At 73.6% G+C, this 17,020-nt stretch carries 15 protein-coding genes; 8 read left to right on the plus strand and 7 right to left on the minus strand.

What is annotated here, in order from left to right; all coding sequences use genetic code 11:
- Window positions 1-36 precede the first annotated feature (36 nt).
- Complete coding sequence (locus ACFYM0_RS05595) at window positions 37-603, plus strand: dihydrofolate reductase family protein (RefSeq protein WP_388496901.1); 567 nt, start codon at window positions 37-39, stop codon at window positions 601-603.
- On the opposite strand, the gene ACFYM0_RS05600 is transcribed toward ACFYM0_RS05595, so the two are convergent.
- The gene (locus ACFYM0_RS05600; protein ID WP_388496904.1) at window positions 600-2,348 is read right to left on the minus strand and encodes an FAD-dependent monooxygenase; all 1,749 of its coding nucleotides are present in this window, start codon (window positions 2,346-2,348) and stop codon (window positions 600-602) included. The two genes, ACFYM0_RS05595 and ACFYM0_RS05600, sit on opposite strands and share 4 nt — an antisense overlap.
- 82 nt (window positions 2,349-2,430) lie before the next feature.
- The gene (locus tag ACFYM0_RS05605; protein ID WP_388497693.1) at window positions 2,431-3,180 is read right to left on the minus strand and encodes an AraC family transcriptional regulator; all 750 of its coding nucleotides are present in this window, start codon (window positions 3,178-3,180) and stop codon (window positions 2,431-2,433) included.
- A gap of 63 nt (window positions 3,181-3,243) precedes the next feature.
- Here ACFYM0_RS05605 and ACFYM0_RS05610 point away from each other — a divergent pair, with 63 nt between their 5' ends.
- On the plus strand, window positions 3,244-4,461 hold the full coding sequence (locus ACFYM0_RS05610) for an MFS transporter (RefSeq protein WP_388497695.1): 1,218 nt from the start codon (window positions 3,244-3,246) through the stop codon (window positions 4,459-4,461).
- On the opposite strand, the gene ACFYM0_RS05615 is transcribed toward ACFYM0_RS05610, so the two are convergent.
- From ACFYM0_RS05615 to ACFYM0_RS05635, 5 genes are read right to left on the minus strand one after another with little or no spacing between them, the layout of a single operon-like run.
- A complete protein-coding gene (locus ACFYM0_RS05615; RefSeq protein WP_388496906.1) occupies window positions 4,442-5,032 on the minus strand; it encodes a DUF6434 domain-containing protein in 591 nt (196 codons plus the stop codon). The genes ACFYM0_RS05610 and ACFYM0_RS05615 overlap by 20 nt on opposite strands.
- 39 nt (window positions 5,033-5,071) lie before the next feature.
- Window positions 5,072-6,427: a TfuA-like protein gene (locus tag ACFYM0_RS05620; RefSeq protein WP_388496908.1), complete on the minus strand. Its 1,356-nt coding sequence runs from the start codon at window positions 6,425-6,427 to the stop codon at window positions 5,072-5,074.
- A gap of 29 nt (window positions 6,428-6,456) precedes the next feature.
- Window positions 6,457-7,635: a YcaO-like family protein gene (locus tag ACFYM0_RS05625; protein ID WP_388496911.1), complete on the minus strand. Its 1,179-nt coding sequence runs from the start codon at window positions 7,633-7,635 to the stop codon at window positions 6,457-6,459.
- A gap of 19 nt (window positions 7,636-7,654) precedes the next feature.
- Window positions 7,655-8,464, minus strand: a complete 810-nt coding sequence (locus ACFYM0_RS05630; protein ID WP_388496913.1) for an ABC transporter permease — start codon at window positions 8,462-8,464, stop codon at window positions 7,655-7,657.
- Window positions 8,465-8,468: 4 nt separating this feature from the next.
- Window positions 8,469-9,410: an ABC transporter ATP-binding protein gene (locus tag ACFYM0_RS05635; protein ID WP_388496914.1), complete on the minus strand. Its 942-nt coding sequence runs from the start codon at window positions 9,408-9,410 to the stop codon at window positions 8,469-8,471.
- A gap of 340 nt (window positions 9,411-9,750) precedes the next feature.
- Between ACFYM0_RS05635 and ACFYM0_RS05640 the strand changes: the two genes are divergently transcribed.
- The 6 genes from ACFYM0_RS05640 (at window position 9,751) to ACFYM0_RS05665 (ending at window position 17,018) form a co-directional block, all read left to right on the plus strand.
- Window positions 9,751-10,584, plus strand: coding sequence for a hypothetical protein (locus ACFYM0_RS05640; protein ID WP_388496915.1), 834 nt, complete (start codon window positions 9,751-9,753; stop codon window positions 10,582-10,584).
- Window positions 10,585-10,653: 69 nt separating this feature from the next.
- Window positions 10,654-11,103 (plus strand): aroma-sacti cluster domain-containing protein, encoded by a 450-nt coding sequence (locus tag ACFYM0_RS05645; RefSeq protein WP_388496917.1) that lies wholly within the window; start codon window positions 10,654-10,656, stop codon window positions 11,101-11,103.
- Between the two features lie 27 nt (window positions 11,104-11,130).
- Entirely contained in the window at window positions 11,131-14,145 is a 3,015-nt protein-coding gene (locus ACFYM0_RS05650) for an AAA family ATPase (protein ID WP_388496918.1), read from the plus strand.
- Window positions 14,136-15,014, plus strand: a complete 879-nt coding sequence (locus ACFYM0_RS05655; protein ID WP_388496921.1) for a S8 family serine peptidase — start codon at window positions 14,136-14,138, stop codon at window positions 15,012-15,014. The genes ACFYM0_RS05650 and ACFYM0_RS05655 overlap by 10 nt, the downstream gene beginning before the upstream one ends.
- Complete coding sequence (locus ACFYM0_RS05660) at window positions 15,011-15,649, plus strand: GAF domain-containing protein (protein WP_388496924.1); 639 nt, start codon at window positions 15,011-15,013, stop codon at window positions 15,647-15,649. Before ACFYM0_RS05655 ends, ACFYM0_RS05660 begins: the two co-directional genes overlap by 4 nt.
- Before the next feature lie 82 nt (window positions 15,650-15,731).
- Window positions 15,732-17,018 carry a helix-turn-helix domain-containing protein gene (locus ACFYM0_RS05665; protein ID WP_388496926.1) on the plus strand — a complete coding sequence of 429 codons (1,287 nt, stop codon included), beginning with the start codon at window positions 15,732-15,734 and terminating at the stop codon, window positions 17,016-17,018.
- Window positions 17,019-17,020 lie beyond the last annotated feature (2 nt).

Consider the following 17,020-nt stretch of genomic DNA (forward strand, 5'->3'; position numbering starts at 1 on the left):
GCCGTCCAGTATGGAGGGCGCGTAGGCTGGCCGGTCATGCGAAAGATCATCCTGATGTCGCAGGTCTCCCTCGACGGCTACCACGAGGGCCCGGAGCGGCAGATCGACTGGCACCGCGTCGACGAAGAGCTGCACCAGCACATGAACGACGAACTGCGCTCGGTCGGCGGCATGCTGATGGGCCGGGTCACCTACGAGCTGATGGACGCCTACTGGCCCACCGCCGACGCCGATCCCGCCGCGAGCGCGGCCGTGACGGACTTCGCGGGAATCTGGCGCTCCGCGCGGAAGTACGTGTACTCGCGCACCCTGGCCGCCGAGCAGACCGACCCGAACGCCACCGTACTGCGGGAGGTCGTACCGGCGGAGGTCGCCGCCCTCAAGGCCGCCCCGGGCGGCGACCTGACGCTGAGCGGGGCGGACCTCGCCGCCTCGTTCCTGCGCCACGGCCTGGTGGACGAGTACCGGATCTACGTGCAGCCCGTCCGCATCGGCCGCGGCCACCCCCTCTTCCCGCCCTCCGACGGACTGGTCCCGCTCCGGCTGGAGGAGACCCGCACCTTCGGCAACGGGGTGGTGCTGCTGCGGTACGCCCGCGCCTAGGCCGTCTCTTTCGGATCGTGCCGGGCGGACAGCGAAGCGAGGTAGCCGGACAGGGCGGCCGCCGTGCCGGAGAGCGGGAAGCGGGCGCCGAGATGGCCGTCGGGGCGTACGAGGAAACCGGTCGGGCCGTCGGCGCCGTACAGCCGGGCGAACTCCCCGGCTGCGTCCCGGTATCCGGGGACGGCATCGGGCAGTGCGGCGGAGGCGTCGAGTGCGGCCTCGCGGGCCAGGACGGCCAGGACCGGCGGGCCGGGAACGCCGCTCCCGGCCGCGTCGTCCTCCGCCAGCGCCGCCCCCGCTGCCCGGGCCTGCTCGGCGGCCCCGGCCAGGGCCGCGCCGTCGTCCCCGTACAGGAGCACCACATGGCCGGCCCGGCCGCGCAGCACGTCGAGCAGCCGTGAGGGGTAGGCGGCGAGGGGCAGGGTCAACCCGGAGCAGTCCGGGGCCCGTTCGCCGGGCTGGGGTGCGTCGGCCGGGCCGAACGGGCTGCCGGCGAGCGGTCCGTCGCGGTAGCCGACGAGCAGTTGGGCCTCGCGGAGCAGCACGGTCCGCAGATCGTCCGGTTCGTTCTCCATGCCCTGGGTCGCATGCCGCACGGTCCGGCCGACGACCTCTTCGCCGACGGGGCGGCGCTCCGCGTCGTAGGTCGCGAGCAGGGCGGGGCCGGCCGTCTCCCGGAGGGCGAGCGCGAGCTTCCAGGCGAGGTTGCAGGCGTCCTGGATCCCGGTGTTCATGCCCTGGGCGCCGGTGGGCGGGTGGATGTGGGCGGCGTCGCCCGCGACGAAGACGCGGCCGTCGCCGTAGCGGTCGACGATGCGGTGGCTGATGCGGAACACGGAGGACCAGCGCATCGCGGAGACCGTGGCCGGGGCGGGGGCGAGGCGGTCGACGACGGCCTGGATGTGGGAAAGCCCGGGGACCCGGCCCCCTTCCAGCCCGTGCAGCACGCCGTCGCCCGCTCCGGGGCCCCCGGCCGGTCCGCCTGCCGGCCCCTCGTCCGGCTGCGCGGAGAGTTCGGGCGGGACCAGCATCGACATGCGGTAGCGGCCCCGGCCCGGCAGCGGAATGCACACCAGCAGGTCGTCCGTGGACCCGTCGGCGCCGACGTGCATGGACCGCAGGCCGTACCCCTCGGGCAGGTCCCAGTCGCTCACCACGTCGGCCAGCATGTACTCCTCGGCGAAGGCCCCGCCCTCGTACGACAGTCCCAGCCCCTTGCGCACGGTGCTGTGCGCTCCGTCGCAGCCGATGAGGTAGCGGGTGCGCAGCTCCTCCTCACCGCCGGACGCCGTCCGCAGGCGACTGGTGACCCCGGCCTCGGGCCCGTCCCCGTCCCCGTCCTGTGTGAACGACAGCAGTTCGGTGCCGCGTTCGATGACGGTGCCCAGCGCCGCGAGGTGCTCCTCGAGGATCCGCTCGGTCTCGTACTGCGGCAACGCGGCGAACCGGTACGGCACTTCGGGGGGCAGCATGAGTTCGATCCGGGCCTGTTCGGTGCCGTTGACGTAGATCAGCTGACCGCGCAGGGGCACAGCGACCTCCAAGACGGTGCGGGCCAGACCCATCCGGTCCCAGATTTCCAGCGTGCGCGGCTGGATGCCGACCGCCTTCGCGTACGGGAGGCGGGCCGGCAGCCGGTCGACGAGGCGGCAGCTCACGCCGTGCCGGCGCAGTTCCGCGGCCGCGCTGAGGCCGACCGGGCCGGCGCCCACGATCAGTACGTCGGTCGTCGGGGTGTGCGCCATGGGTTCCTCCCGATCGCCCGGCCCCGAACCGGTTCCTTCCCCCATGCTGACCCCGTGCGGCGCGGACGGCCAGACGAACCGGTCAGCCCTTGGCGTGCACTCCCGGCGTGTGCCCGAAGGCCCGCCGGAACACGTCGATGAACGCGCTCGTCGAGGACCAGCCGCAACGGTGCGCGACCACCGTCACGGGGGTGTCCACCGCCAGCAACCGCAGCGCGTGGTGCAGCCGCAGCTGGGTCCGCCACTGGGGGAAGGTCATGCCCAGCTCGGCGCGGAACAGCCGGCTCAGGGTCCGCTCCCCCGCCCCGGCCCCGGCCTGCGCGGAGAGCTCCGCGAGCCCGCGCCGGTCCGCCGGATCGGCGTGCAGCAGTGCGCACACCACGGCCAGCCGGGGATCCGCGGGAGCGGGCAGGTGCAGCGGCTGGAGCGGCGAGGCCCGCAGCTGGTCGAGCAGCACCGCCAGCATCCGGCGCCGCTCGGCGCTGTCGTCCTGCGGGGCCCGGGTGTAGGCCAGGATCAGTTCGCGCAGCAGGGGGCCCACCGCGAGCACGGCGGGGGCGGAGAGCGAGAGCGGGTTGAGGCGGGTGGGCAGGCCCACGCTGTGCAGGTCGACCCGGCCGAAGGCGCGGTGCTCGTGCACGGTCCCGGCCGGGATCCACAGGGCGCGGGTGGTCGGGGCCACCCAGGTGCCCGCGTCGGTGGTCACGGACAGCACCCCGGAACCCGCGTAGCAGATCTGGTGGTCGTCGTGGCGGTGCGGATCGATGCCGTGGTGGGTGTCGAGCTCGCGCATGCTCGTGGCCGCGCGCGGGGTGTGGCGGATTTTCTGCATCATCCGGCAATTTATCGGAAGCGGGCCGCCCCCGGCGGGAGCGATTCTCGACCGGTGACCTCCATGAGACCCCTCCAGTCCCACTCCCAGCCCGAGTCCCACCCCCAGCCCGAGTCCCGGTCCGGCCCGGCCCGGCTCCGGACGGCCGCCTTCGCGGCGGGCCACTCCTGCGTGGACGTCTACCAGGGCGCCGTCGCCGCGCTCGTCCCGTTCCTCGTCTCCGAGCGCTCGTACGGGTACGCCGCCGCGTCCGGCATCGTGCTGGCCGCCTCGCTGCTGTCCTCCGTGGTCCAGCCGCTGTTCGGAGCGCTCGCCGACCGGTGGCCGATGCCCTGGCTCATCCCGCTGGCCACCGCCGCCGCGGGGCTGGGGGTGGCCCTGGTCGGACTCGACGCCGGGTACGCGGCCACTCTGGCCGCCGTCGCCCTGTCCGGGCTGGGCGTCGCCGCCTACCACCCGGCGGCCGCCCGGCTGGTCCGTACGGTGGGCGGCCCCGGGCACGGTGCGATGAGCTGGTTCGCACTCGGCGGCAACGTCGGCTTCGCGTGCGCCCCGCTGCTGGTCGTCGGCGCGCTGGCACTGCCGGGCCCGGCGGGGTGGTGGCTGCTGGCCGCCCCGGCGGCGCTGGGCGTGTTCCTCAACCGGCCGCCGTCCGCGAAGCGTTCGACCACCCGGCGGGCGGTGGCTGCGCCCCCGCTCCGGCGCCCCCGCGACGACCGGCGGGCCTTCCTGCGGCTCTCCCTGGTGGTCGTCGTGCGCTCGGTGGTCTTCACCGGACTGAGCACCTTCATCGCGCTGTACGTGCGTGAGCGCGGCGGCGGCGAGACCGCCGGCGCCGTGGCCCTGTTCGCCCTCTTCGCGGGGAGCGCCGGCGGCACCCTCCTGGGCGGCCGGCTGGCCGCGCGCTGGGGGCGGGTCACCACCGTCCACCGCGCCTACGCGTCGGTGGCGCCGGCCGTCGCGGGCATCCTCTTCCTGCCGCTGCCGCTGGTGTACGTCTGCTCGGCGCTGGCCGCCGCCGCGCTGTACGTGCCCTTCTCCCTCCAGGTCACCCTGGGTCAGGACTACCTGCCCAACCGCATGGGCACCGCGAGCGGGGTCACCCTGGGCCTGACCGTCAGCGTGGGCGGCCTCGCGAGCCCCCTCATCGGCTCGGCCGCCGACGCGGCTTCGCTGCACACGGCCCTGCTCCCGCTGGTCGCGCTCCCCCTGCTGGCCTGGGCCCTGGCCCGGCGCCTGCCGGAGCCCGCGGAGCCGGGGCTCACTCCGGCCCGGGAGTGACGGCGGCCTTCCGGGGGCTGGAGCGGTGGTCCCGCCAGGCGGCCAGGGCTTGCGGGCGGGTGCCCTCGGGGTGGCGGGCGTGCCAGTCCCTGAGGAACCGGTTCAGCTCGAACTGGGCACCGATCTCGCGGGGTTGCGCCGCTCGCGCCCGGGTGGCGTGCCAGTGGGCGACCGCGTCGGCGAGGGTGCGTCCCGCGCCCTGGGCGACGTAATCCCGCATGAAGGCGTCGAAGTGGAACCCGGGCCCGATCTCCCGGACGAAGTACGCCCGCAGCACCTGGCTGCACCGCTGCCCCGGCGGGATCACGCTGGCACCGTCCACGGGGGCGGCGAGCTGCCGGCCCGCACCGCGGGCGGGCCGACCGGCGGCCGGGCCCGGAGCAGGGGCCGGGAGCCCGTCCAGCGCGGCCGCGATCCGTGCCGCGACCGCCGCCTTCCCTCCTCCGGCGGGAAGGCCCATCCTGCGCGCCAGCGCGGTGAGTTCGGCCAGGGTCCAGTACCAGCGAGCCAGCTCCGCCCCGCTCAGCTCCGGGCTCGGAGCGGGGCGCACCTCACCTTTGTTCGTACGCATGTTCCCATCCTAGACCGCCCACCTCTCACCGTTCACCGCTCACCGCCCGCGGCGTTCGCGCCCCCGCAGCACGTCCAGGGCGAAGAACCTCGGGACCGCACCGCCGAGCCCGTCGAGGCCGGTGAATCCGCGGCGGGCCATTTCGGCGTCCGGCGAGGTGCCGCGTCCCTGCCAGTGGCGCAGGAAGAGCTTCGCGCACATCGCCGGCGGCGGGACCACGAGCTTGGGCCGGGTCTCCTGCGCGGCCTCGTCGGCCCGGACGACGAGGGCGCACCACTCGTCCCAGCGCCCGGAGTCCCGCAGGCGTGCCAGGACCGCCGGCCGCCAGTCGACCGACTGCCACACCGGCCACACCCGCACCATGAGCAGCCGGATCCGGTCGGCGGCGGGCAGCCCGGTCCGTTCCTCCTCCGTGAACCAGCGGGTCAGGGAGTCCGGCAGCGACGACCGGCCGTCGAGCCCGAGTTTGGCCCGTGCGTACGCCTCGAGCGTCATGCCCCTCGTGCCTGCGAGCTCCTCCAGCAGTCCGGTCAGCACCTCCTCGTGCACGGCGGGGTAGCCCTCGTCGAACAGCCGGGCGGCGTCCAGTACGTCGAGGTCCGACATCCACCGGCCGGGAGCGTGCTCCCGGCGGGTCCGCCGGACCAGGGACTGGGTCCGGCTGATGCCGGTGAAGGTCACCTCGGGCGCGACCGGACCGGGGGCCACGGCGCCCCGGCTCGCGATCGCGCGCAGCGCCGCCATCGCGTCGAGCCGTTTGAGGTCCCAGACGCCCGAGGCGATCATCTCCTCCAGGGTCCGCAGGGATTCCCGGTCCTCGTCGTCCACGCCGTCCACGTCGTCCAGCGCCTGCTCGATGTCCTTCCAGCCCCGGTGGGTGAAGGGCAGCGCCGCGGCCGCCGCCACGATCCGGCGGCCCGCGCCGGGCGCGATCAGCTCGGTCTCGACGCCCTCCTTGCAGCCGTAGCGGAGGTTCACCAGGGCCACGGTCTGCGCCGGGTACCCCCTCTCGGCCGGGCCGTGCAGGACCCCCACCTCGTCGTCCCCGTCGATCTCGCCCGAGGCGTACATGGTGAAGACGGTCCCGAGGCCCCGCATGCCGCACGGGGCGAGTTCCGCGGCCCGCAGCGCGCCCATGCTCGCGGCGCCGATCACCTCCGCGCCCTCGGTGAGCACCTGGAGGATCTCTTTGTGGCCGACGGAGCGCCGTTCCCGGAAGTAGCCGTCGACGACCACGACCACGTCTCCCGGGCGCCACTGCTCCGCGAGGAGGTCGCCCCGGCCCGCGGGGGGCCGTACGTCCGCCTCCGGGAGCACGGCGTGGACGTCGGCGGCCGAGATCGTCGGCCCCGCGTAGACGATCACCCTCGACCCGCTCGCGCCGGACCCGTTCACGCCGGACCCCTTCACACCGGACCCGTTCACTACAGCACCTCCGGGCATACGCGGCTCCCCGGAGCCACGACCTTGACGACCGGGACCCCGATCTCCTCGCGCGTCAGGTCGACGAGGAGGGGCGGATGGGAGAAGGCGGCGGCGGCCCGGCGCACCACGTGGGCCAGGGCGCCGGCCAGGCTGCCGTACTGGACGGGCTCCTCCACGAGGCCCCTGAGGTCGGCGGCGGCCGGGCCCGGCCGCGCGCCGCGCACCCGGCCGGTGTCCGCCCGCCCGAAGTCCTCGCGCAGGTCGTCCCGGGCCCCCGAGATGTAGGCCAGCCTGGCCTGGGCCGCTTCGGACACGGCGCGGGTGAGGGCGATCTCCGGGCCGATGTGGCAGCCGAAGCCGAACATCGGTGCCGGGTACTCCTCGCTCGCGACCCAGGACAGGAAGCACGGCAGGCCGGTGGGGGACGGGACGAGGCGGACCTCGAGGACGACGCCGGCCCGTTCGATCAGCGTGCACAGCTCGTCCGCCACCGGCGACCCGAGGGAGCGCGGGTCCACGCGTACGCCCATCTCCCCGCCCCCGGTGACCGCGGCCGTCATCGCGTCGCGCTCGATGACCTCGCAGAGCGCGTGCAGGGCGGCTTCGATCCGGGTGTTCCCGCCGGCCAGGCCGTTCGTCGACTCGAAGAACACCGGCGGGTTCCAGTCGGTGTTCTCCTCCAGCGTCAGCCGGACGGCGTTCACGGGGACGAGGGTGCGCGCTCCGTCGACCAGGGATCTGGCCGCCACCCAGTCCAGCGGCAGCCCGTCGTGCAGCAGGCTCGGCGCGGAGGGCGCCAGCGCGGACACCTCGTAGCCCAGTCGCGCACGGAGCGTGCGGGGGGTGGCGGTCAGTGCGGGCAGGGCCGGCTGTTCCACGTGCCAGGTCTCGACCGACTCCATCACCGCCGAGAGCCTGGCCAGTTCGGAGGTCATCCCCTTGCCCTGGGAGACGGCGAGCGTCCTGGAGAGCGGCCGGATCGCCTGGAAGGTCGGGATGCCGATGGAGTCGAGCCGGGTGATGTCGGCGACCCGGGTGACGCCCACCCTGGCCGCGGCGCGTGTCGCCATCTCCCAGGTTGCCTTGGGCGGTTGGGCTCTGTCCGTGCCCGGAAGGCGGTGTACGGAGCGGTCCGCGGGTGTGGCGAGCCAGGCCAGGGGTGCATCGTCGTTCTGCACGGTGGGGAGCTCCTGCGGGTCAGAGGTTCCGGGTGCGCCGCAACAGCGCCCGGCCGGCGACGAAGTTGGCGGCGATCGCGACGACGGCGAGCACCACCAGGGAGGGCCAGGCCTTGCCCAGGCCGAAGATCGCGGCGTCGCGCATTCCGGTGACGGCGTACGACACCGGGTTCACCGTCGAGATCCACCGGAGCACGGTGGGGAGCTGCTGCGAGGTGGACAGCGAGGGAGCGGCGAAGACGAGGACGGGTACCGACACGCTGGTGAGCACCATGAAGGTGCGGTAGTCGCTGATGAGGACGGCCGCCGCGAGGTACAGCCCGTTGAACGCCACCGACGAGAGCACCAGCGCCAGCAGCAGCCAGATCCAGTGGGAGGCGTGGAAGGGGTAGTCGAAGATGATCGCTGCGACGGCCAGGGCCAGCAGGCTTTGGGCCAGTACGAGCGAGACCCCGGCCAGGAGCTTGCCGGCCAGGAAGCGCGATCGGCGCAGCGGCCAGCTCCAGAGCTGGGTGGACACCCCGCTCATCTCCTCCTGGAACATCGCCATGCCCGTCGTCCCGGAGGCGCTGACCACCGACATGGCCAGCACCATGGGGAGCAGGAAGACCGCGAAGGGGAGGGTTTCGCCGCGGTAGGTGATGTTCCCGACGACGTTGCCCAGCGAGGTGTTCACGAGGAGCAGGTACACGAGCATCGGGGTCAGGCCGAGGATGAGGTTGACCCTGTTGCGGGCGAGGAGCGCGTACTCGCGGTAGAACACGGCGGTGAAGTCCGCCGGCTTCCCCGACGCGACCGGTGCGGTGGTCTTGAATCCCAGGTCGGCCACGGTCTCAGCCCTCGTTCCCGGTCATGCGCAGGAAGACCTGCTCCAGCGAGTCGGTGACGGTGGAGATTCCGGAGATCGCGACCCCTGCGTCGTGGCAGTGCCGGGACAGTTGCGGCAGCACGTCCCGGACCTGCGCGTTCTCGATGCGCACCTCGGCGTCCTGGGCCGTCGCGGCCAGACCCGCCGCGGCCGCCCACTCCTTGACGACCTTGGCCGCGACCGCGTCGTCGACGCTGACCAGCAGGTGAGCGCCACCGAACTCCCTTACCAGCTCGCTCGGCTGGGCGAAGCGGACCACCTTGCCCTGGTTGATGACCAGGACCCGCTGGGCGTTGCGCTCCAGCTCCTGGATGATGTGGCTGGTCCAGATCACGGTCATGCCGTACTCCTCGCGGAGCCACCGGACGAACCGCTCGATCTGGTGCCGGCCGGCCACGTCGAGTCCGGCCGAGGGCTCGTCGAGGATGAGGAGTTCGGGGATGGTCAGCAGGGCCCGTACGAGCTGCAGCCGCTGACGCTGGCCGCCGGACAGCTGGAAGACGAGCCGGGACAGGTGATCGCCCAGGCCGAGGTACTCGGCCACCTCCATCGCCCAGGGGCGGGTGGTGCGCCAGGAGAGACCCTTGAAGCGGGTGGCGATCAGCAGGTTGTCCAGGGCCGAGAGCATCTCGTCGTAGGGGGCGGACTGGTGCATCGCGCCGATGCCGCTCTTGGCGGCGACCGGGTCGCGGGCCGGGTCCACGCCGAACACCCGGATCCGCCCGGTGGTGGGAGGGGTGACGCCGCAGATCATCTTCATCAGGGTGGTCTTTCCGGCACCGTTGGGTCCCAGCAGACCGATGGTCTCGCCTTTGGCGATGTCGAATGAAATACGGTCGACAGCCGGCGTCTCTTTCCCGCGGTAACGCTTGGTCAGTTCCTCGGCGTTCACCACACCATTCGCCACGGTCCGCCCTCCACGATGTGATTGGTGTTCCTCTTGTTGTTTCTCCTGGATGTCCGATCGAGTTCTCGAGTTGCTGCGGCTGGACGTTACGCCCGCGGGAGGGCACGGAAGCGGCCGCTGTCCAAGCTGCCTTGGAACTGCCTCCGTTCTGCCGCCGCCCGCACGCCCCCCGTTGGCTAGCATTCACGGCATGAGCCGTTCAGGGCAGGCGGAAGACCGCGACGGCCAATCCGTTGTGGTTCTGGTGAATTGCGCGGGCGGCCGTGAATTGGAGGCCGTTCGCGATGCTTTGACGGGGCCTCTGGAAACTCCGGCGATTTTGATCCGGCAGGACGAACTCATGTCGACGTCCATGACGCTGGACGTGGACACCGGTCTGCTGCACGTCTCCGGGCGCCGGGTCAGGCCGGCCGTGGTCTGGGTGCGGCACGGTTCCGCCTGCGCGCTGCTGGCGCAGGCGACACCGGCGGGTTCGATGACTCCGCTGCGGGCGGAGTCCTGGTCCGGTTTCCTCCGGCAGGTGTCGGCCACGGCGGCGACGGCTCTGCCGGGCGGCACCGTCGTCGGGCCCGGCCAGCTGGCGCAGGCGCGCGGGCTGGGTGTGCGGACGCCCCGTACGGTCGTCACCAACGACGTGGCGGCGGGCGCGCGCGAGGTGGGGACGCCGGCCCTCGTGATCAAGACTCCGGACTTCCGGCTGTTCGAGCCGGACCGGGGCAACTGGAAGACCTGCCTTCCCTCGGTCGTGGGCCGGGAAGCGCTGGAGCGGGGCTCCGGAACGGCTCCGGACGCCCGGGGAGAGCGCCCGGTCGTGGTCCAGGAGTACGTGGCACACGCGCGTGAGCTGCGCGTCTATCACCTCGACGGCGGGATCTGCGCCTTCGAGGTCCGCAAGCCCGATCCGTCGAGCCCGATGACGGACCCCGACAGCGTCACCGTGACGCACGTCGGCTGCCCGCCCCGCGCGGCCGAGGCCGTACGCGCCCTGTGCGCCGTGTGGAACCTGCGCTACGGGGCGTTCGACCTGCTCGTGTCCGACACCGGGGAGCCGGTGTTCCTGGAGGCCAACCCGGACGGGGACTGGCTCTGGTTCGAACGCAAGGCGCGCTGGCACGGCGTCTCGTTCATGGCGGCCGTCATGGTCCGTGAGTTGTTCGTACGCAGTACGTCGTGAGGAGTGCGTCGTGGGGAGTGCGTCGCGAAGAGCCCGTCGTGAGGAGCCCGCCGTGAGGAGTCCGCGCCGGTGACGGCGTCACGGGGTGGCGAGATCTCCAGCCGGGGCCTGGTGCTCGTGGCCCTGGTGGCACGGGGGCACACGACCGACCGCGTGGCCCGTGCGCTGCGCCTGAGCAGGCACACGGTGGGCGAGGAGATCAGTGTCCTGCTCGACCGGTTCAACTGCAGGAACAGGGCGGAGCTGGTGGCCTACTGCTACGTCCACCGGCTCCTGCCGATCGATGTGTGGCCGCCGCCGTGCGGCCCCGTGAAAGGGGTGGGTGACGTGTTCGATCCTCTGACCGCTCTGCGTGAGGCCGGACTTCCGGTCGACCAGTTGAGCACTGCTCAGCGCGGGGTGCTCGCGGCCCTGACCGAGGAGGAGACCGCGGTCGTCGTAGCGGTGCAACTGCGGCTGATCGAGGCGGATGCCGGTGCGGACGCCGAGGTGTGGGCGCACGACCTGAAGCTGCTCTGATCGCGCGTGAGCCGGAGACTTGTGGTCGTGCTCTTCCTCGATCTGGTCGGCTGGACCCGGCTCGCCGAGCGCGTGGACCCGGAGCCGCTGCAGCGGCTGCTCGACGAGTACTACGAGATCTGCTCGGCCGCGGTGGAGGAACACGGCGGGGTCGTCGAGAAGTTCATCGGCGACGCCGTCATGGCGGTCTTCGGGGCGGACACCTCGCAGGAGGACGACGCCCCGCGGGCGCTGCGCGCGGCCACGCGGATCCGCGCCGAGGTCCGTGACCTGCGCACGCCGGCCACCGACGCGGCTGCGGTCGAGGTCCATTGCGGGATCGCGGCCGGTGAGGCTCTGGTGACGCGCTCGGCCCGGGCCGGCATCCGGGTCGTCGGCGACGTGGTGAACCTCGCCGCGCGCCTCCAGTCACTGGCGGTCGCCGGGGAGATCATCGTGAACGAGACCGTGGCGCACCTGGCCCGTCCGCACTACACGATGGTCCCGGTGCCGCCGGTGGCGTTGAAGGGCAAGGCCGAGCCGGTGCCCGTGCTGGTGGTCACCGGTGAGGCCCCCGCCGACGGCGAGGGCGGGGAGGGCTGCGCCGACAAGGGTTCCCTCATGGTGGACCGCGGCGCCGAACGCCACCGGCTGCGCCGGATCTATCACCGGGTGGCCCGGGAGCGGTGCGCGGAGCTGGTGACGGTGCTCGGGCCCCCTGGCATCGGCAAGACCCGCTTGGTCCGGGAGGCCGTGGACGATCTCGTCGCGGCCGGGGCCAGGCCCGTCGCGGTGTTCGGCAGCTGCCAGTCCTACGGAACGGACGGGAACTACGGGGCGCTCGTGGAAATGCTGGACGCGCTGACCCGGCGGGCGCCGGCCTGCGCGGAGTTGCTGCGGACCGACGCCCGGCTCGCCGGGGTGCTCGCGGCTCTGCGCGCCGCCTCGCTCCCCCGGCGGGCCGGTGCGGGCGTGGGCGTGGGCCCGGGCGTGGAGGAGGTGTCCTGGGCGGCCCGCGAGCTGCTCACCGCCGCGGCCTCCGGCCCGCTCGTCGTGGTGTGGGACAACCTCGCGTGGGCCGGCCAGTCGCTCCTGCGGCTCATCGGCGAGCTTCTGGACGGCCTACGGGACCTCCCGCTCCTGATGATCTGCGTGTCCCGGCCGGAGCTCACGGGGCGGGGAGGGCCCTGGTCACGGGAGGACTCCGGCATGGGGGACGACTCCGGGGCGGATGAGGACTCCGGGCCGCACGAGGGCTCCGGCCCCCGGGGAGCGGACGTGATCGAGCTCGGGGCGCTGGTCCCTCCCGACAGCGCGCGGCTGGCGCTCTCCCTGGCCGGACACGGGAGCGGCGAGGAGGTCGAGCTGCACGGGCTCGGCCTGGCCGAACAGGTCGACCGGGTCGCGCTGTACAGCGCGGGCAATCCGCTGTACATCCGGCTGATGATGGACTGGCTGAGGAACGGCCGGACCGTCGACGAGGTGCCGCCGAGCATCACGGCCATGGTCGGGGCCATGATCGACCGGCTGCCCGCGCCGGGCCGGCGGCTGCTGGGCGCGGCTTCGGTGATCGGCCCCGCCTTCACCCTGGAGCAGCTCGCGCTGCTGGGCGAGCCGGCGCCGGAGGCCGCCGTCGCGGAGCTCGCGGCGCAGCGGCTGTTCCACGCCACCGCGGAGGAGGGCGGCTACCGCTTCGTCCAGCAGCCGGTGCACGAAGTGGCGTACGGCAGGCTGGAGAAGGAGCAGCGCGTCTCCTGGCACCGGCGGCTGGCCGAACACGGTTTCAGCCCCGGCTTCCACCTCGAAGCCGCCACCCGGCTCCTCGGGGGGCTGCGCCCGGACGACGCGGAGCTGCCGGAACTGGCCCGGCAGGCGGCCGGGGCCCTGCTGGGCGAGGGCACCGTGGCGCTGCGGCAGCGTGACGTACCGACCGCGATCGGACTGCTCGGACGGGCCCTCGTACTGGCGCGGGGCGGGCCGGACCGGTGCCGGTCGGTCGCGGCCGTCCGGCTCAGCGACGCCCTCATGCTCTCCGGGGACACCCGCGGTGCGCTGGAGGTGGTGGAGGAGGGGGCGTGGCGCGACACCTCGGATCCCGCCCTGGTGCGGGTGCAGCGGCTGCTTCTGGCCGCCCGGCTCGGCAAGGTCGCCCCGGCCGACGTGGCGGGGCTGCGGGCCGCGCTCGGCCGTGAGGAGCCCGACCGGTCCGCGCGGTGCCGGTTCGAGCAGCTGCGGATGCTGATCCACCTGGACCACGGCCGGTTCGGGGCGGCCGAGGAAGCGGCGTGCGCCGCGCTGGCGCACGCCCGGGACGCCGGTGACGCGTACGAGGAGGACCGTCTGCTCGTGGCCCTGTGCGAGATCCGGCAGTGGTCGCCGAGCCCGATGGCGCAGAAGCTCGCGGGATGCACGGAGCTCCTGGAGCGGTTCGCCGCCGACCGGTTCCTGGCCCTGCCCGCGCTGGCGGCCCGCGCGCGGTGCCTGGCGCTGACCGGGGACCGTGCCGGTGCGCGCACGGCGCTGGCCGAGGCCGAGTCCGTCGTCGCACAGCTCCGGCTGACCATGGGGCGGGTCCTGGTCGATCAGGTGGCAGCGCTGGCCGCCTCGCTGGAGGGTGATCACGCGGAGGCCGAGCGGCGCTTCCGCGACGCGGCGGACGCTCTGGAGCAGGCCGGCTACGTACCGGTCGCGCTGACCATGCGGGTGCAGGCGGCCCGCGAGTGCGCCCGCCGGGAGCGGGCGGACGAGGCGGCCCGCAGGATCGCGGAACTGCTCGAGCGGCGCGGCGAGATGGATGTCCGGGGCCGGATCCTGTGCCTGTCGGCGGCCGTACTGGGCGCCGCCGCGCAGGGGCGCGCCGATCCGCTGCGCGCCGAGGTGCTGCGGCTGCTCCGGGATCTCGACGACCCGTGCCTGCGGGGCGAGGTCTGCTTCGATCTGGCCCGGGCCCACCGGCTGCTGGGCGAGGCGGCCGGGGCCCGGGCCATGGCCGGGCTGGCCGTCGACAGCTATGCGGCCGTCGGCGCGGCGAAACCACTGGGAGCGGTGCGCGCATGGAGGTGAACGGCGCGCCCTGGCGGCGCGAGCGGCGGCCGCACGCGTCGGGGATGCCCGCGTGGAGCATGCCGGCCGGCGGGGATCCCGGCGACCCCCTGCCGACGGCCCTCTTCGCGGGGATCGGCCCGCGCTGGGCCTGGGAGGGCGCGAGCGGCGAGGGCGTACGGGTCTGCGTGCTCGACAGCGGTGTCCAGGCGGCCCACCCGCTGGTCGGCACGGTCGAGCGGGCCTGGCAGGTGGTGAGCGCCGAGGGCCGGGCTCCGCGCGTGGAGGAGTGCGAGCCACTCGACACGGCCGGGCACGGGACGGCCTGCGCGGGGATCATCCGCTCCCTCGCGCCCCGGGTGTCGATCAGTTCGCTGAAGGTGCTCGGTGACGGGAGGGCCGGCAGCGCCTCCGCGCTGATCGCCGGACTCGCCTTCGCGATCGAGGAGGGGTTCGACGTCGTCAGCATGAGCCTGTCGACGAGCAGGGTCGAATTCCGCGACCGGCTGGGCGAGTTGTGCGACCGTGCCTATTTCCGCCGGACCGCGGTGGTCGCGGCGGCCCACAACCTGCCGATCGAGAGCTTCCCCTGGAACTTCGCCTCGGTCATCTCGGTCGCCAGCCACGCCGAACCGGACGGCATGCGCTTCTACTACAACGCCGCTCCCCCGGTCGAGTTCCGCGCCCGCGGGGTGCGCGTACCGGTGGCGAGCCTGGGCGGCGGCACGGTCCGCAACACCGGCAACAGCTTCGCGGCGCCGCACATGGCCGGGATCGCGGCCCTCGTCCTGAGCAAGCATCCGTGGCTCACGCCCTTCCAGCTCAAGAGCGTCCTGTACCACTGCGCCGCGAACGTATCGGTCCGAGGAGAAGGAGGCGGAGAAGAATGAAACCCTGGCCACACGATCTGATGGCCACCGAACGTCAGCTCCTGCAGTCTGTCGTCACGGTGGCCCGCTACATCTACGGGGCCGCCGCGTCCTCGGTCTTCATGGTGAGCCCCGACACCGGTGAGCTGGTCTTCGCGGCGGTCGCGGGCGAGGGCGAACAGGGCCTGGTCGGGAGGCGGTTCGAGCCGGGTACGGGCATCGCCGGCTGGGTGGCGGCCAGCGGGCAGCCGCTGATCACGGACGACGTGGCCGCGACCGACCGGTTCGCCCGCGATGCCGCGGCTTCCACCGGGTACGTTCCCGCGAGCATCATGGCCGCCCCGCTGATCGCGGACGGGGAGTGCATCGGCGTGATCGAGGTGCTGGACCGCCACGCCCACGACGCGAACGCACCCGGCCGGGAGCTCGACGACATCGAACTGCTGGGGCTGCTCGCCACGCAGGCCGCTCTGAGCCTCGCGCTGCTGCGGCGCAGCGAACGGGCCGCGAGCGCCGTTCCGCGCATGGGAGAACTGCTGTCCCGGCTGTCGGAGCACGTGGTCATGGACGCGTCCGACCCCTTGGCCGTCTCGCTGCTGAGCATCTCGCTGGATCTGCTGGACCGGAGTGCGCACCCCGGTTCGAAGGTGGTCTGACGGCCGACGGAGACGGAGCGCAGACGACCCGGCGACGCACCGGAGACGCGTACGCAACGGGCCCCTCCTACCCTCCTGGCCTATGGTCCACAGTGCCGAGGCGCAGGCTCCGTCGTTTCCCGAACTGCTCCGCTTCAAGCGCGTGCAGGCCGGGCTCACCCAGCGGACGCTGGCCGACCTGTCGACGATCAGCCCGCGCACGATCCGCGCCCTGGAGTCGGGCCGGGTGAACGCGCGGATGCAGACCGTCCGGCTGCTCGCCGACGCCTTGGGGCTGCAGGGCCTGGCGCGGGAGCTCTTCGTCACCGCGGGTCTGGGCGGGGGCGGGCCCGCTCCGGCCGGAGCCGATCCCTGCCTGACGGTACCCAGGTCCGTCAACGCCCTCCTCGGGCGGGACGTCGAGGTCCGGGCGCTGGTGCACGCCCTCGAGTCGGATCACCGCCGGCTGGTCTCCCTCTCGGGGCTCCCCGGCGTGGGGAAATCACGGGTGGCCGCGGAGACGGCGGCACGGCTGAGCGCCCGGCGCGGCTGGCCCGTCCTGTGGATCGGGGCGGGAGCGGTGGCTCCGGACGGTCACGGCACAGCCTTCGGCCCCCTGCTGCGGTCCTTGCGCCTGCTCGTCGAATCGGGTGCGCAGGACGTGTCCGCGGTCTGCCGGCTCATCGGCCGGCACGAGGTGCTGCTCGTGCTCGACGGGGTCGCCGACACCCGTCATCCGGTCGGCGTGGAGGAGCTGTTGGCGTACTGCCCCGGCATGCGGGTGATCAGTACGTCACGAGCGCCGTGGAACGTGGCGGGGATCCAGGGGACGGTGCTCGCGCCGCTGGCCGTCCCCGGGCCGGACCGGGAGGCCGCGAGCTCCCTGGAGCTCCTGTCCGGGGTACCGGCGGTGCGGCTGCTCGTGGACCGGCTCTCGGAGATCCGGCCGGGATACGTACTCGGCCGGGCGGACTCGGAGGCCGCGGTGCGGCTGTGCCGGACTCTGGACGGACTTCCGGCCGCACTGGAAGCGGCCGCCGCGCGATGCGGGGTACTCGGCCTGCACCGGCTCGCGGACATGCCCGCGGCCGGGCTGCTCGACCTGCCCGCGGCCGGCCGGCCCGCCGGTGCCCCGGGAACGATCGGCTGCCCGATCCGGTCCGGGGTCGAACGCCTGGCCCCCGCCCCCCGCGCACTCCTCGGGGAACTGGCAGGTCTCGAGCGGCCGTTGACTGTCGGCGAGGCCGCAGGCGCCCTCCACCGGCCGCTGGACCAGGTGGTGGAGGGCTTGGGCGCGCTGATGGGCGGCGGGTTCGTCCGGGCGGCTCACGAGGAGAGGGAGACCCGTCTGCACCTGCCGAACCTGGTGCGTGCGGCCCTGGCCCGATGAAG

The sequence above is a fragment of the Streptomyces sp. NPDC006487 genome, from assembly GCF_042870555.1.
Taxonomy (GTDB): domain Bacteria; phylum Actinomycetota; class Actinomycetes; order Streptomycetales; family Streptomycetaceae; genus Streptomyces.

What these genes read in the sequence shown, in the direction of transcription:
- ACFYM0_RS05595 (WP_388496901.1), top strand. Translation starts at nt 37, where the DNA reads ATGCGAAAGATCATCCTGATGTCGCAGGTCTCCCTCGACGGCTACCAC.
- ACFYM0_RS05600 (WP_388496904.1), bottom strand. Translation starts at nt 2,348, where the DNA reads ATGGCGCACACCCCGACGACCGACGTACTGATCGTGGGCGCCGGCCCG.
- ACFYM0_RS05605 (WP_388497693.1), bottom strand. Translation starts at nt 3,180, where the DNA reads ATGCAGAAAATCCGCCACACCCCGCGCGCGGCCACGAGCATGCGCGAG.
- ACFYM0_RS05610 (WP_388497695.1), top strand. Translation starts at nt 3,244, where the DNA reads ATGAGACCCCTCCAGTCCCACTCCCAGCCCGAGTCCCACCCCCAGCCC.
- ACFYM0_RS05615 (WP_388496906.1), bottom strand. Translation starts at nt 5,032, where the DNA reads ATGCGTACGAACAAAGGTGAGGTGCGCCCCGCTCCGAGCCCGGAGCTG.
- ACFYM0_RS05640 (WP_388496915.1), top strand. Translation starts at nt 9,751, where the DNA reads ATGTCGACGTCCATGACGCTGGACGTGGACACCGGTCTGCTGCACGTC.
- ACFYM0_RS05655 (WP_388496921.1), top strand. Translation starts at nt 14,136, where the DNA reads ATGGAGGTGAACGGCGCGCCCTGGCGGCGCGAGCGGCGGCCGCACGCG.
- ACFYM0_RS05660 (WP_388496924.1), top strand. Translation starts at nt 15,011, where the DNA reads ATGAAACCCTGGCCACACGATCTGATGGCCACCGAACGTCAGCTCCTG.
- ACFYM0_RS05665 (WP_388496926.1), top strand. Translation starts at nt 15,732, where the DNA reads ATGGTCCACAGTGCCGAGGCGCAGGCTCCGTCGTTTCCCGAACTGCTC.